Raw genomic sequence first — 14,166 nt, 5'->3', positions numbered from 1 at the left:
CCATCTTCCCTATCGTATGTCCAATCGTACAACCCTTTTTTCTCATAAACTAAAGTGTTCCGAAAAACTTATGCGAAAGGAGAATTGCGTAATGGGTTGGTATGGAGCCGGATATGGATATGGGAATGGATATGGATATGGAAATGGAAATGGATACGGATACGGATATGGGTGTGGATATGGGTATGGATATGACTATGGCAAAGGATATGGAGGTTTTATTTCCACTGGTACTATTCTTGTTTTGTTCATTCTGCTTGTTATCATTCTCCGCACTTTTCTGTAGCCAATAAAAGATCGGACAACGATTTGCACCCGGATCACCCGATTCGGGTGTCTTTTCCAATTTTTCATGGTATGGAAACCGGACATCTGTTAAAATAAGGGTTGTGTCTTTCATTTTCTGAGACAGGAATAGGAGGGTGAATCTGTTGAACAAAGTACTTGTTTTGGAGGAACCCGTTTTTTTGGAAAAAGGCTCGTACGGGGCCTGCTGGAATACGGGGCAGATGTCACATTAGTGACGAGAGGCAATATTGATAATCCTTTTGGCTACCAAGTGAAATGGCGGCAAGCTGACCGGAACGATAGCCACGCGTTAGCAGATGCGCTTCGTGGGCAGTCATGGGATGTAGTATATGATCAAATCTGCTATACTCCTGCCCAGGCTGAAGCTGCCGTTTCTTTATTTGAAGGCAGAACCGGCAAATACGTATTGACCTCCACCCTTTCTGTCTACCAAGGTGATAAAATCCCTTTTACAGAAGAAGATTTTGACCCTGTGGGTGATCCCCAACAGTTAGAACGTTCTGACACACTGGATTATGGAGAAGCTAAACGGAGTACCGAAGCTGTGCTGTTTCAGCGCTCCTCATTCCCTGTAACAGCTGTCCGTTTTCCCATTGTAATGGGATTGGATGATTATACAAAAAGGCTTCGTTTTCATATTGAGCATGTTCTTCAGGAAAAAACCATCGGAGTACCGAATCCATTAGCGGAGATGGGCTACATTTCTTCTCAGGAAGCGGCTGATTTTTTGCTTTGGCTGGGAGATTCGAAATTCGCCTGAACGATTAACGCTTGCTCCGACGGGGTCATCTCATTGGCCGACTTACTGCTGTTTATTGAAGATGCTACAGGAAAAAAAGCGATTACTGCACCGGATACTCCAAAGGAAGACCAGTCTCCTTATGGAGTCAAGCAATCCTGGTATATGGATAATGCCAAAGATACCCGGAACGGGTACCATTTTATGAAACTGATGGAATGGTTGCCCGGATTAATACATGATATGACGCAAGAAGTAAAGCTCAGGGAGTAGTTTCGCCTTGGTACATATACATTTCCCGGAAAGAACGAGCAATTGCCTGATCCGAAACCGAATACGGCCCCCGTGAATATGCAGATATCAACGTTTATGTAGATTCTGCCGAGCATGTTAAAGCAGTTGGAGAGAAATTGAAGGAAAAGTATTCGGTTTATAGCATCGCCAGTGAGATAGAACAAATCAATACGATCTTCCTTGTCATGAAAATCGGCCTCATTTTCGTGGGGACTATTGCTCTCTTGATCGCTTCCATCGGTATTTTCAACACGATGACCATGGCTGTTACGGAAAGATCCCAGGATATCGGAATAATGAAAGCTATTGGCGCCCATCCGAAAACAATTAAAAGCGTGTTCTTGATTGAGAGCAGCTATATTGAACTTATGGGAGCCCTGTTTGGTACCATCGTCGCCTATATGATTTCCTTCGGCGTCAATGCTGCCATGCCGCTTATTATCAGATCATTTATGAACGATAGATTGCCGGAAGGATTTATGCTCAGCCATATTCCGGTTTACCTTACACTGATCTGTGTGGCTATTTCGCTGACCGTCGCTATCATCTCAGGTTATCGTCCTGCCAAAAAAGCCACTAAAGTGGATGTGCTGAAAGCACTTCGCCGGGACGTGTAGGATTGGGCTTACCCGGACCGGGAGAAACTCCATATTAAAAAAGAAAAGTCACCCAAGAAGGGAACTTTTCTCACCTATTTATATACGATTTTAATCCAAAAAACCTTGATTTATAAGTTTTTTTTCTTTTCCCATTTCCTTCTTTACCCTTATATTCTATACAATGATGTACATTCCGTCCCCAATTCGTCCCCAGTAGTGACACTTCCGCTAAGGGCAAAAACAACTCTTATATTCTTATAAATCTACCATTTAAAAAAGAACAGGCATGAATCCTTGTGGGAGGATTTCAAACCTGTTCTTTTAACTAGTTTAAATAAGCCATAGAATAATATCAGCAAGAGCTTCAGCAGTTTTTTCTGGTACTCCTACTGCTATTAAAGCCTTAACAACAGCACCTCTTGAAGCACTGTTTAACCTTTCGGTAGCTTCCGCAATTTTATGAGCCCATTGACTGAACATTTTTGCTTTGGAAGGGGATAAAGGTTTGAGTATCCATGAAAGAGCTGAGCCTCCGACTCTACATATGGACCCGATGAATTTTATCGCTTTTAGACCATGACCAAATATTCCCCTAGGCTGTATTTGCCCTGATTTAGCTAAATTAAAGTTATATTGGGTGGAAACTTTCGAATAATTTAAACCAGTTGGTTTTCCAAGGTTCGATGAAAAAGAAGTTGGCACTGAAAGTAATTGTGTTCTAGATATTGATGGTTTTTCAAGTGTTTGAGCTGATGAAATTGAGCCAAATGCCGAAGTAGATAAAATAGTTAATGCTGTGAGTGCTACAATGCCTTTAGTGATTTTTTTCTTGAATCTCATTAAACCTTCCCCTTTTTTTGATTTTAATAAAATAAATACCATAGAAATAATATAATAACATAAGAAGGTGGATTTAGGGAGGGTTTGAATGAAAAAATCAGAAAAAGATACAGAAAACAAAAAACCAACTTTTTTTGACTATATGGTTGTAATTATGCTTATGGTTTTGATGTTTCTGTTTATATTTGCTATCCCATTCTTTATCTTTTATGGAATGGTTCAGTTAGTTTCTTTAACACCTTATGTATCCATAAATTCAAGCAGCACTTTAGAATCATTGATTCCAGTATTGAAATTTTTTGTTATTACGGTAGTAACGATATTCATTGCAGATATATCCTTATATCTGATTATAGAAGAAAAGAAGGGAGTATTTAATCTCATCTTAGAGGGACTATTAATGTTCGTGGTGATGTATCTTTATGTGTTAATTTATTCTCTGTATTCAAAGGATATTGTCATAAAGGATATTGGGGTAGCCATTGTTTCTTTGTCGTTGTTTGCCTTATATCTTTTAATACCCCTTGCGGATTTTGTGTTGAAGAAACTCAAGAGTAAGCATAGGAACAAATAGCTTGAGTGGTTTATTTAATTCTCTAACATCTGAATGAGATTGTCTGGTTAGACGAAACTCCACGTATTTTTTACGTTCTTCAAAACGTCGTTAGGATTAGTTCGGATTAACTATATAGAATAGGAAGTTTCTCGTTTTGCATTCCGATTACTTCGGATATCTTCCGAAAAAAATATGGTCAAAATATGGTCACGCCATGTATAACCTTGTTAAACAAAACAGACCTGTGTTAAAATGCAAGTAGAAGCATATACTAAAAAAGACCGCAGACGCTGTGAACGTCTACGGTCGGCAATAGCCGCACTATAGGCGGTCGGCTTTTACAAAGTTATACGAAATAGATCGCATTTTAACCTTTGTGGGGTGGGCGATCTATTTCATTTTCCGGATAAACGTTAGCGCTAGAATAAACATTCCGAACAGGAACATTAATTGAAGAGCCTGAAACGTCTCCATAGCATCACCTCCTTTCGAGGTGATGCGACCGCCCACGTAAGCCACTATTGCTTGTTTCATTGTATCATATTTCCATGTATTGGGCTTCTACTATTTTACTGGTTCATGAGCTCCACACGGAGAAACAAAAGAATGCTTTTTATTCCTGTGTGGTATACCAGAAGAGTTTCATGTTTTTTATTAGTTATCTCATTTTTATACAAAGCACCTCTAAGAAAAGGTGGTCAACTATCTAACGGCACTATAGAATATATCTATAGGGTTTTGAAAAACATTCTGGAGAGATCCAAGGAATGGGGATTGATTAAAGTAAACCCAATTGTTGGAGTAAAGAAACCTAAGGTAGAGCAGCCAGAAATTGAATTTTATGATGACAATGAAGCTAAAGAAGTCATAACAGCTTTAAATGAAGAACCTAGAAAGTGGAGACTTTTCATATTAGGTTCCATGATCGGCGGGTTCCGCCGAGGTGAATTATTAGCATTAGAGTGGGCAGATTTCGATTTTAACGGCATGACATTATCGATAAACTTCCTTAACAATAAACGGTCATGCCGTGGAAAAGGAACCTAAGTCTAAAAGTTCTAAGCGAATAGTTGATATACCTGAATGGTATATGGCGGAGTTAAAAATACATGAGCACGAATGGAAAAAAGAAAAATTGTCTTTAGGTGGAAAATGGCGTGGAGGCGATAGAGAGTATGTGTTTCACGCTGGCTACGGAAAACCTTTTTATCATAATACTCCTACCGCATGGTAGGACAAATTTATTAAAAGACACAATTTGAAACCCATACGTTTCCATGATCTCCGTCATTCTAGTAACTCTTTTAATTGAGGCTGGAGCACCCATGAAAGCCATACAACAAAGACTCGGACATTCGAAGCATCAAACAACGGCTGATATATACACCCACATCACTAAAAAAGTTAGCCGTGATACAGCAGAAAAATTTGATAAGTTCGCCCCTCAAAATTTTCGTCCCCAATCCGTCCCCAAGTCATGATTTTATTACCTTATCCTAGTATACAAAGAGTCAAAACCCCTTGATAAACAAGGGATTCTGACCCCAACCTAACTTGAGTAAGATTTATAACGTTCACCCAAGAAGGAGGTGGCTTTTTAAATTCATTCAATTCCTTTTTTTGTATAATGAACAGATTGCATATAGTTATCACCATTTACAGTAAAACTTTCACAGTGAATAGACTTTGGAATGATAAACAAGATCTTTCATCAACCCAGTACTTCTTTAACCGCATTCTGTAAAGCCCGGATATCTTCCAATCTCGTACGGCCCGTTTCTTTGTCCACGATCGCCGTATAGATATGGGGAATAATATGCCTGGCCCCGTTTTCCGCACATACTTTCACTACGGCGGCAATGGTTTTCGTATCAATCCCCCTGTAGGCTCAAACACTTGAATGCCATGTTTGACTGCAGCGCGTACCATCCCGGCAATTTCATCCAGACGTTTAATTCCCTCCACAGGATAGAACTTCACCGAATGGACACCAATCTCTGCCAGCATAGCCGCTGCCGCCTCGCAGCTTACCATTTCTTCAAAGGATTGGCTAATAGGTCCTGTCCCGATCCAGACTTTCCCTGGAACCCCTGCCGGTCTGATCAGCGCATTAACCAGTGTATGGCTGCTTCCCGCCTGCCTAAGTGCTCCAAGCGTGTACCCCGCAGCAGGAAAGGCCTGATTGACATGGACCGGCTTGGTTTGAACGGCAACTTCGGCTACCCGTTTCCACTGGGCAGGGTCCCCTGCTCCGAGTCCAACAGATACCGGAACTCCGGCTTCCTGCATGCTTTTTATATGATGGACTGCCTCTTCAGAAGAAGAATAATTTTTCACCATCATGCCGATAAAAACGTTACCCTGGGTCTGTTCCACGATTTCTTTGGCATTCTCTATGTCTTTAGCCAGTACGTTCAGTTGAATCTTTATGCTTTCTTTCTCCATGACTTAAGCCTCATTTCCGATTATTTGTCTAATACGATCCGCCACAAGATCCTCCTCACCGGGCCTCATCGGGCGGGGGTCAATCGCAATTTTCCCTACATTCGCATAATAATTTCGGGTATAAATGGAAGGATTTCCCGACTCCAATTCGCGGATAAGCCCTCGTGCATCCACTCCGGCAGCCGCCGCATCCACCTGCAGCTCCGCCCGGTATATGGCTCGGCCTGCTTCATCCTGAACTAATCTTCCTTGAATCCCCGGCAGATCTTCCAACTGGTTGAGCAGATGTTTCATCCGCTTTATCTGATCCTCCGCATGATCGTCTCTGTCTTTGTATCGCCTTAATGCTGCAAGGAGACCCATAATCGCTTCTTTTCCGATCTTCATAGGCCTTGCAATACCTTTGTACTGCGCATGGCAAGACCTGATCAGATCAGAGCGTCCGCAAATGAATCCTGAAGTCGGTCCTTCTATGGCTTTTGCTCCACTGTATATGACAAGATCAGCGCCCCGCTGAATGTAAGTATGCAAATCTTCCTCGGCAGCCGCATCAACAATAAGCGGAATCCCCTTATCTCTGGCTACTTCCAGCATCGATTCTATCGATTGCATTCCCTTTTGAATGGCATGATGAGACTTAACATATAACAAACAAGCAGTTCGTTCATTTATAGCTTCTGTAATATGCGCCTTCTCTGTATGGTTCGCCTGGCCAACTTCAATAGGCACTCCTCCGCCTATCATGATCATTTGAGTAATGGAAGCCCCAAAATGAACGGAATGACCTTTTTGCACAACCACTTCGTTCTTAAGCCCTTGCGTGAACGGAATCCGTTCAATAAGGTTTAGATTGGTTCCGGTAATACAAGCAGCTATTGAAATGGCTATTCCAGCCGCGGCCCCGGACACGGGACATCCGTCCTCCGCACCCGTCTCCTCGGCTATAAATTTCCCTGCTGTCTTCATCAGATCATCCATGACGACATAATTTTGCGAAGCTTCATTCAGTGCTTCGGCAACGGAAGGATGGACTGCGCTTGCTCCGAGCGCAGTCATCTTTCCGCTGGCGTTTATAACCCGTTTCAGTCCAAATTCGGTATAAATACTCACCCTTCTCTACCAGCCTTTCCTTCTGACTTTCCTTTATGTCCTTAGTTCAACGGAAGAGGAAAAAATGCTCCCATAATCATAGCCCCAATAATAGCTCCACCCGCGATGGGCTTCTTCCAGGCGTAAAATGCACCTGCTCCGGCGATGGCACCAAGCCCGACAGGAATAGAGGCCGTGGCAGCTGAGATAACAATTAGCGGGCCCAAATAACGGCCTGAGGCATTCCCGGCTCCCATCATGATATCTGCCCCAAAAGTGGAGTTAGACTGATTGATCGTATATTTACGAATGAAGATAATGATTCCCCCAATGATATATCCCAGCACAGCACCCGTAACCAAGGCAAGAGGGAATGAAGTGATCGTAGCGGTTATCCCGGCTCCCAGCATCAAAGCCGGGACACCGATACCAAGCCCTGTCTGGATAGCACCGCCAATGTCCAGAATACCGATTAGGGAGCCTTCCAGAACGCGGGCAAACAGGAAGCTGGCCCCGAAAGCAGCTGCAGCCCCGTAACTTCCCCCCTCAATACCAGCTGACAGCATGGCTACAATGGCAATATCATTAAAAGCCCCGACATGATAGACGTAAAACATATGGGTACCCGCAAAAATACCTGCACTCAAAAAAGCTACAAAAATCGGAAACGTCCATTCGGCATACCAAAAGCTTTTATACTTCTGTTCCAACAGTTGCTCGTTGTTCATGATTACTTCACCTCAGATCCAAAGAATGAATGCAGTGCTTTCAGCCAATCGGGTATCGGCACACCAACGCTGTTCAGCAAGCTGGCATCAAATCCGCGGAAGAACGCGCTTAGAACAAACAGCAACACGATAGCCGTCACCAGCGTTTTCGTTATCTTGTTCCATCCTGCATCATCTACACCTTTTCCTATCAGAATACCAAGAACGATTCCTGGAACTGCATTCCCCATAATAAGATGAGAGAGACCCCCAAGTACGGTTCCCCACAGGCCTGTACGTTTCCCTGCATCCATCGCCGCCATCCAAAATACAATCGGCATAACCGGATTAATCAGCCAGTTGGCCGCCGGGACCAATACTTCAAGCGCAACAGCCTGCATAGCCTGAGGAATAACGGATACCGTTGAATTTAGCACAGAAACTACTAAAGCACCTATAATTGCACCGGCAATTGCCATCTTTTTCGGATTATGAAGGGTTTCTTCTACATTCTTGTTTTTCCATAGCAAAGCTGCAGCGGACCAGTTAGGAATAATCCGGTGATCCACATCTTGAGTGAAGGCTCCTGCACCGACTACGGAGGCCCAAGCGTTAAAAAGGAAACCGAGCCCATAGGAAAAGTGGGCAATAGGGTCACCCTCACATGCATTTAATTCCCCATATGTCCGAAAAGCCCCCATACCCTGAACTTTCGGAGCATGAAACATTCTCGCCGCACCCGCTCCGGTACCAAAGCCTACAAAAGCTCCGATAATTATCGATTTCAATACGATCATAAACGTGACCATCGTATTCCCCCTTCATGTCCCTAACGAAGCTTCATTACCCTTTGTGCCGGTGTCAGTACTTCGTGCTCCTTATCAAACACGATTTTGGACATTTCAATGCAGCACAGACGGACTGTGACCTTCGCCTGAACTTCATAGGTGTATTTTTTGCGGGGAAACAAAAACCCCATAAACCTTTCTGTGCAAGAACTTTCCTTTGCCGATATAACTTGCATATCCAATGGTTCGATCCGGATGGGCGGCTCTGAAATTTGTTTTTTGATAGCAGGTTGAATTTGCTGAAAAATTTGCCTGAAAGCTTGTTCCTTCGTATTCCCTTTCCCGTGAAGCTCAAGTGTCAGAGTCTCTTCCCTGAGCAACAGTTACACCCCCTTTTGCTTGCGAAGTTCTTCTGTCAGACGGCGACCAAGCTCTTCTGTATCCATGAAACCAAATCCGAGCACTCTCTTTCCTTCTTTAATGGCCGTAATCCCTTCATCCACGGAGCGCATTCCATATTTGACCGGATATCCGTATTTGGTTTGTGCGGTTATAGCACCGGCACCACCACTTCCGCAGAAAGAAATGCCCAGATCCGCATCCTCTTTTTTCATGAAATCGCCAAGCTTCATGTCAGCTCCGAATCCCGGGATAACAATGGCCTGTCCTCCTGCAGCCTCCACTCCTTTTGCAACGTTGCTGCCTTTTCCCAAACGGTCACCAATCACAATTTTTAACATTCAGATTCTCCCCTTTATCTAAATAAATGATGTCATTCCTTACCACTGCAAAGCCGCTTCAAAATGAACCGCAAGAAGAAAGATTTCCGTCCTGTCGATATTCAGTTTAAGCTGCTCATGATAAGACCTCAGAACGAAAGCGCTCGCCTCTTCCGCAGCCGCCGAAATCTCGTTAAATGCTTCTTCCTCCACAGGCGGCAGTTTATCACCGGCTTGGAGCCGGTTAATCATAGCCGCATAATGATTGCCTAAGGCTATCCACCGGGATAATGTAAGATTCAGTTTGAGCTCTTCAGCAACCTTATACGTTTGCTCCAGTAAACAACGAAGCGGAACCGGGTCCTGTACAGGAACTTTGACCCCCGCCATGATGTCTTGAATCAGTGAGTCGGCTGATTGCATGCAATCACGTTCCCTTCTTTAATCGTCCAAAGCGGAGTCAGCTTCTGGCGGGCCGTCCGTTCCACTTTCTCCGAATCGATAAGCTTCTCTTCCTCCGGGTGCAGGCGGAATACCGTAAGGTCAGCAATCGACCCTTCACGGAGTGTACCCAGGTCATGTTCTCTCCGTAATATTTTCGCAGGGGCCGTTGTTACCGCCCGGATCACTTCTTCCAGTGAATACCCCAGTGTAAGTACTTTGTTCATCGTAACCGCCAGACTATATACGGGACCTCCCCTATTTGTACTGTATAAGTCCGTACTGATCGTGAACGGCTGAAGTCCAAGCTCCTTGTATCGCGCCAGGCTCTCAAAGCTGAAACTGGAGGTCCCGTGGCCTAAATCAAGCAGAACCCCCCGTCTTAATGCTTCTTCGGCTTCCGGAAGAATCCGTCCTTCTCCGTTCAGCATACCGCCTTTCTTTCCATGAAATGCATGGGTAACCACGTCTCCGTCTCTTAATCTTTCCAATACCTCACCTAGTTCAGGAGGCGCATTTCCGATATGAACCATAACCGGAACTCCGGCGAGATCAGCAGCCGACACCGCCACTTCCAATGGATAAATTCCATTGTTCTTAACTACGGAGGCACTCATTCTGGCTTTAATTCCTATAGCGGCAGGCTCATCCCGGATCAATTGTACCGTTTGTTCAGGGGCCAGTCTCGATAAGTCTACCAACTCCGAGAGGCCCTGGCATAAACCGTCAGACGATATGTTTACCCAGGCCAGCACTTCGGTAATACTCGGCTTAATAACTGTCTCCTTAAAGGTTCTGTAATCGTTTACACCAGAGCTACCCGCATCGACAATAGTAGTAACTCCCTGCTTAACTCCAATTGAATCAGCCTCAATACCGATTTTGGCCTTTTCCGGGAACACATGGACATGAAGATCGATCCAACCTGGAGAAATATAGCAACCTTCCATATCCAGGACGTTGGCATCTCCCTCCCATTCATGGATATGGCCTGGGGCTATAAGGCCGATAATGCGGCCGTGTTCCAGCAGAATATCATATTTCCCGTTAAGACATAGGCTCGGGTCTATAATATGACCATTTGTTAATACTGTTTTATTCATCTGTGTCACCACTCTTTTCGACTGAAAAATAGTGCAGGATAGCGTTGAATTCGCTCTCCGTAAAAGGAACACCAAATTGTTCGAATAGTCTTTCCACCTCCAGTTTGACCTGTTTCTGCTCGTCAGAGAGCAATAAATTGCCTATATTTTGCTCCCCATAAGGTTTACCGAATGTCTGCCGATGAACCATCAGCTGAAGATGAAGCACCAATGCCGCAGCTGACTGTTCCGTTAAGAATGAACGGAACATACTGATAGTGGCTTGGCTGATTTCAAACCCTTTCATAATCACATCTCTGCAAATTTGTTCTATCAGAGAAACATCTTTTTCCCGTACACACTTTAGAGCTTCCGACAAACCCGGTCGCTTTATCAGAATCGAAGACCGGGAGAGGTCGCCCATGAAGTGAGAAACTGAAGGTTTAAGCTGTTTTAAACAATTCAGAACGGCTATTATATCATCTTTGGTTGGGATCGGATTCACCCGAACAACGGGTACAGGCAATTCAATCGGCAATACACTGATGACAAGATCAACTGAATGTTGTTCCAGAAGTTTAGAAACTTCCATTACCGAGCAGTAACCCGCAACCTCAAGCTGGGGAATCCGATTTTCCATCAGCCTCTTAATTAGTCTCGCCGTCCCTCTCCCGGTTCCACATACAAACAAGGCCTTATACTTAACGTTTTGTTGTAAACGTTCATAAGATTCCTGGAAATGGATCACGAGATAAGCTACATCGAAATCAACAAGTAAAAGGTTAATGTCGCTAAATATTTCCTCGCAAGCTTCCTTCACATAAATAAACAGAGTTCCGTAGGAGCGGATAACTTGATCCGTGATTGGATTCGGATCCAAAACACCTAATCTTGCTTTAAGCAGTTTGGAGCTAAGATGAGATATCAGATATTCAAACAGGTCAGGATCCTTCTCAAACGGATACCCCAGTTTTTTGCTTACCAGTTTAATTAACCGACGGGCCACATTAGCCAAATCAGGCATCCCGTATTCAGTGGACGGTAAACCCGGGAGTTCTTCCCTACCTACAATTAACTGCATACTGACATACACAGCCTCTTCCTCAGGAAACTTGATCCCCATTTGTAAGCCTAGATCAGTCAAACCTTCAAGAACAATTTTATAACTGGCACTCTGCTTGATCGCTTTAACGCTGATTGCCTCGATCTGAATCCTTTCATTATCTCTGATTCGCCGGATGGCAATGGAAAATCTGAACAACAGTCCGATCATTTCCTGATCCGTAAGCAAAAGATTGAGCTTCTCCTCCAGCATCTTGATCAGGCTGTGAACAGCCTGAAAGACATTCTCCATTTCTCCATAAGGAAGAAGATGGGGGGCCAATATTTTTTTGATATCCGGCGGAATGGGTTCCCGTCGTAAAACCCCTTGAATCATTCTGAACATATCGCTGGCATCTAACAAATTTTGAGCCAAGTATTCAAGTAACAGCCGCTTATACAGCTCCGGCCCTTTTACCTTAAATCCTTTATATTGCTTTCTTTCCAGATCCAAATTCCACTGCTGAAGCATTCGTTCCCCTTTTAGCAAATCTCGCAATATGGTATTGCGGCTGGTACCAAGCCATTCGGCCAGTTCGTTAGCGGTTACATAATCGCTTCGGTTCAGAAGGATGAGCAGAATTTGGGTATTTCTTTCTTCCTGACTAGGAAAAATGGCAGATCTTTCTCCACTGTCCAACAGCTCACGCAATTTGTTTTTCTTTTCTTCACTGCATTCGATCCAAATCCCCCTCTTAGTATGTGACTGCAAGCAGAGATGCTGCTCATTGAGCCACAAGCGGATGGATTCAATATCATATTTAATGGTACGTGTACTAACATGAAACTCTTCTGCTAAATGCTTAATTCTAACAGGATGTCCAGACACTATCATACGTAAGAGCATGTCTTTGGCACGGGTATTTAGCATAACTGTCTCCTGAGGCCTAGGAACCATGTTGAGTGGTACTTGTTCCATTGTTTTATAATTTTATTATAGACAACGCTTTCAATAATGAACAGCACTATTCTCTTCACCAAAGCTGGTGAACATTTTCACCACAATTTTTTAGGATCAAAACCAAGCTTAGTGTTTGAGAAAATCAAATAAATTGGGCTTTGCTCCCATTACCTATTTAATCGCCTTTGCCCATTTAATGTTCCCATTCTCATGTAGGCTTCATACTCATTTATCCAACGATAAAGCGTATTAGAATGAATCGATTATTCTTTGGCAACCTCTTTCATAAACATGTTTTCTTCCAATACTAGCTGAATTGCAGCCATTTTAAATGGACGATCATAGACTTTTCATCTTTGTTGCTAAATCAGATATTGTCATGTTGCTTCTTCTCTAATATTCATTCATTTATTAGTGTATGGTAATCCAATAACGCAAGATAGTATTTCCATTATTATCAACCATCTTACTTTCAAAAACACCATTATTTGAAAGAATGATTTTGGTTGATGCTATATTAGTTTTATCGCATGTTAGAAGAACAGGATTAACTCCTAATGTTTTGCAATATACGAGACCTTGCTTTAGGATTTCGCACCCGTATCCTTTATTTCGTTCACTTTTTCGAACACTATATCCTATATGACCTCCGAATTTCTCCAAATAGTCGTTCAATTCATGACGAATATGGATCATTCCCACTAATCGATTGTCGCTTTTTCGAACTGCCAGTAACAATGTTGCAGGTACAAACCCCTCTTTTACTGTTATTTTTGATTCATTTTTCCTGTTCATTTCAAACCATTCTGTAATAGAATCGATATTTTGCAGATTCGCAGTTCCATCCATATTGTCCCCGTATTGGATAAACTCTTGTTTATAATCTTCAATCTCTTTTTCAAACTGCTTCGTAGGTCTCATAAGTACCAAATCTTTCATATAACCGTCCCTTTCCATTTCAAAGTTGTAGCGAAACAGTCGGTGTCTATACATGTACGATAACTTTTCAGACATTACCTCCTCGTATAGTAGTTTTTGAAGCTAGTTTGAATCCATTTCCAGATCCCTAGAGGACTAGAAAAACTACAAACAGATGTCAAAATGATTACAAATATAAAAGAATAACGGGCGCTAAAACTTCCCGCCAGCCACATCAATATCGTAATAGAAATAGGCGTTGTGGTTTGTGACAATAATCTTACCGCATTATTCGCTCTCCCTTGCATCGCACTTACCAGAAGTAAAAAACAAACAGGAAAGACCGGATTTTTTACCTACAAAATCCCTTAACTGAGTTTTGTGCCGTTTGGTTGGAGGTTCCGGCAGTCTCGTTATACCTACTGCGCCATCAACAATATCAAAATAAAAAAAGCATCATAGCTGGATTACCGGCTACTGATGCTTTTGAGGTTTTAGCTTCCAATTCCAATTTCAATAGCAACTGCTTGTTGTTTTTGTTTAGATGCTTCATAGGTTTTATCTGGGTTAATCCCAGCCCCATATAATAATGAAAACGTTAAGATAAGGCAAGCCAAGTATTTTTTAATATTCATGGC

Annotated in this window: 19 protein-coding genes and 1 pseudogene; 7 read left to right on the top strand and 13 right to left on the bottom strand. The window is 42.9% G+C overall.

The genetic code is table 11. The annotated features are described in order from the left end of the window. Positions 1-91 precede the first annotated feature (91 nt). The 4 genes from BXP28_RS00305 (at position 92) to BXP28_RS00295 (ending at position 1,959) form a co-directional block, all read left to right on the top strand. On the top strand, positions 92-286 hold the full coding sequence (locus BXP28_RS00305) for a hypothetical protein (protein ID WP_036658009.1): 195 nt from the start codon (positions 92-94) through the stop codon (positions 284-286). Positions 287-490: 204 nt separating this feature from the next. Continuing rightward, the gene (locus BXP28_RS00300) at positions 491-1,069 is read left to right on the top strand and encodes a Rossmann-fold NAD(P)-binding domain-containing protein (RefSeq protein WP_357692127.1); all 579 of its coding nucleotides are present in this window, start codon (positions 491-493) and stop codon (positions 1,067-1,069) included. 33 nt (positions 1,070-1,102) lie between these two features. Beyond that, entirely contained in the window at positions 1,103-1,321 is a 219-nt protein-coding gene (locus BXP28_RS23695) for a hypothetical protein (RefSeq protein ID WP_235430641.1), read from the top strand. 137 nt (positions 1,322-1,458) lie between these two features. Beyond that, positions 1,459-1,959 carry an ABC transporter permease gene (locus BXP28_RS00295; protein WP_257125656.1) on the top strand — a complete coding sequence of 167 codons (501 nt, stop codon included), beginning with the start codon at positions 1,459-1,461 and terminating at the stop codon, positions 1,957-1,959. Positions 1,960-2,271: 312 nt separating this feature from the next. Here BXP28_RS00295 and BXP28_RS00290 read toward each other — a convergent pair whose 3' ends face one another. Next, positions 2,272-2,781, bottom strand: coding sequence for a YqxI family protein (locus BXP28_RS00290; protein WP_051428081.1), 510 nt, complete (start codon positions 2,779-2,781; stop codon positions 2,272-2,274). Between the two features lie 88 nt (positions 2,782-2,869). On the opposite strand from BXP28_RS00290, the gene BXP28_RS00285 reads away from it, so the two are divergent. Next, positions 2,870-3,355, top strand: coding sequence for a hypothetical protein (locus BXP28_RS00285; protein WP_023482924.1), 486 nt, complete (start codon positions 2,870-2,872; stop codon positions 3,353-3,355). Positions 3,356-3,727: 372 nt separating this feature from the next. Here the strand turns inward: BXP28_RS00285 and BXP28_RS22320 are convergent, their stop codons facing one another. Continuing rightward, positions 3,728-3,871: a putative holin-like toxin gene (locus tag BXP28_RS22320; protein WP_155116280.1), complete on the bottom strand. Its 144-nt coding sequence runs from the start codon at positions 3,869-3,871 to the stop codon at positions 3,728-3,730. A gap of 72 nt (positions 3,872-3,943) precedes the next feature. On the opposite strand from BXP28_RS22320, the gene BXP28_RS00280 reads away from it, so the two are divergent. Both BXP28_RS00280 and BXP28_RS24800 read left to right on the top strand, forming a co-directional pair. After that, positions 3,944-4,384, top strand: coding sequence for a site-specific integrase (locus tag BXP28_RS00280; RefSeq protein ID WP_051428080.1), 441 nt, complete (start codon positions 3,944-3,946; stop codon positions 4,382-4,384). A gap of 230 nt (positions 4,385-4,614) precedes the next feature. Continuing rightward, a complete protein-coding gene (locus tag BXP28_RS24800) occupies positions 4,615-4,818 on the top strand; it encodes a tyrosine-type recombinase/integrase (RefSeq protein WP_077584828.1) in 204 nt (67 codons plus the stop codon). A gap of 230 nt (positions 4,819-5,048) precedes the next feature. Here the strand turns inward: BXP28_RS24800 and BXP28_RS00270 are convergent. From BXP28_RS00270 to BXP28_RS22315, 11 genes and pseudogenes are all read right to left on the bottom strand, one after another. Continuing rightward, positions 5,049-5,782 (bottom strand): annotated as a pseudogene (locus tag BXP28_RS00270) (KDGP aldolase). A 3-nt stretch (positions 5,783-5,785) separates the two neighbouring features. Next, positions 5,786-6,892 carry a DgaE family pyridoxal phosphate-dependent ammonia lyase gene (locus BXP28_RS00265; protein ID WP_023483159.1) on the bottom strand — a complete coding sequence of 369 codons (1,107 nt, stop codon included), beginning with the start codon at positions 6,890-6,892 and terminating at the stop codon, positions 5,786-5,788. Between the two features lie 41 nt (positions 6,893-6,933). Continuing rightward, the gene (locus tag BXP28_RS00260) at positions 6,934-7,599 is read right to left on the bottom strand and encodes a DUF4310 family protein (RefSeq protein WP_023483160.1); all 666 of its coding nucleotides are present in this window, start codon (positions 7,597-7,599) and stop codon (positions 6,934-6,936) included. Positions 7,600-7,601: 2 nt separating this feature from the next. After that, entirely contained in the window at positions 7,602-8,387 is a 786-nt protein-coding gene (locus BXP28_RS00255; RefSeq protein WP_036658006.1) for a DUF4311 domain-containing protein, read from the bottom strand. A gap of 20 nt (positions 8,388-8,407) precedes the next feature. Beyond that, the gene (locus BXP28_RS00250; RefSeq protein ID WP_023483162.1) at positions 8,408-8,746 is read right to left on the bottom strand and encodes a DUF4312 family protein; all 339 of its coding nucleotides are present in this window, start codon (positions 8,744-8,746) and stop codon (positions 8,408-8,410) included. 3 nt (positions 8,747-8,749) lie between these two features. After that, a complete protein-coding gene (locus BXP28_RS00245; protein ID WP_023483163.1) occupies positions 8,750-9,106 on the bottom strand; it encodes a glycine-rich SFCGS family protein in 357 nt (118 codons plus the stop codon). A gap of 39 nt (positions 9,107-9,145) precedes the next feature. After that, positions 9,146-9,508 carry a PRD domain-containing protein gene (locus tag BXP28_RS00240; protein WP_024094960.1) on the bottom strand — a complete coding sequence of 121 codons (363 nt, stop codon included), beginning with the start codon at positions 9,506-9,508 and terminating at the stop codon, positions 9,146-9,148. After that, the gene (locus BXP28_RS00235; protein WP_023483165.1) at positions 9,487-10,629 is read right to left on the bottom strand and encodes an amidohydrolase/deacetylase family metallohydrolase; all 1,143 of its coding nucleotides are present in this window, start codon (positions 10,627-10,629) and stop codon (positions 9,487-9,489) included. Before BXP28_RS00235 ends, BXP28_RS00240 begins: the two co-directional genes overlap by 22 nt. Then, a complete protein-coding gene (locus BXP28_RS00230) occupies positions 10,622-12,580 on the bottom strand; it encodes a BglG family transcription antiterminator (protein ID WP_036658003.1) in 1,959 nt (652 codons plus the stop codon). Before BXP28_RS00230 ends, BXP28_RS00235 begins: the two co-directional genes overlap by 8 nt. A 441-nt stretch (positions 12,581-13,021) precedes the next feature. Next, a complete protein-coding gene (locus BXP28_RS00225) occupies positions 13,022-13,549 on the bottom strand; it encodes a GNAT family N-acetyltransferase (protein WP_036658460.1) in 528 nt (175 codons plus the stop codon). A gap of 473 nt (positions 13,550-14,022) precedes the next feature. Further along, positions 14,023-14,163 carry a hypothetical protein gene (locus tag BXP28_RS22315; RefSeq protein WP_024094963.1) on the bottom strand — a complete coding sequence of 47 codons (141 nt, stop codon included), beginning with the start codon at positions 14,161-14,163 and terminating at the stop codon, positions 14,023-14,025. Positions 14,164-14,166 lie beyond the last annotated feature (3 nt).

The organism is Paenibacillus larvae subsp. larvae, from assembly GCF_002003265.1.
Classification (GTDB): domain Bacteria; phylum Bacillota; class Bacilli; order Paenibacillales; family NBRC-103111; genus Paenibacillus_H; species Paenibacillus_H larvae.
Note: the sequence above shows the minus strand (reverse complement) of the source record. Positions and strands in the feature narration are given on the sequence as shown.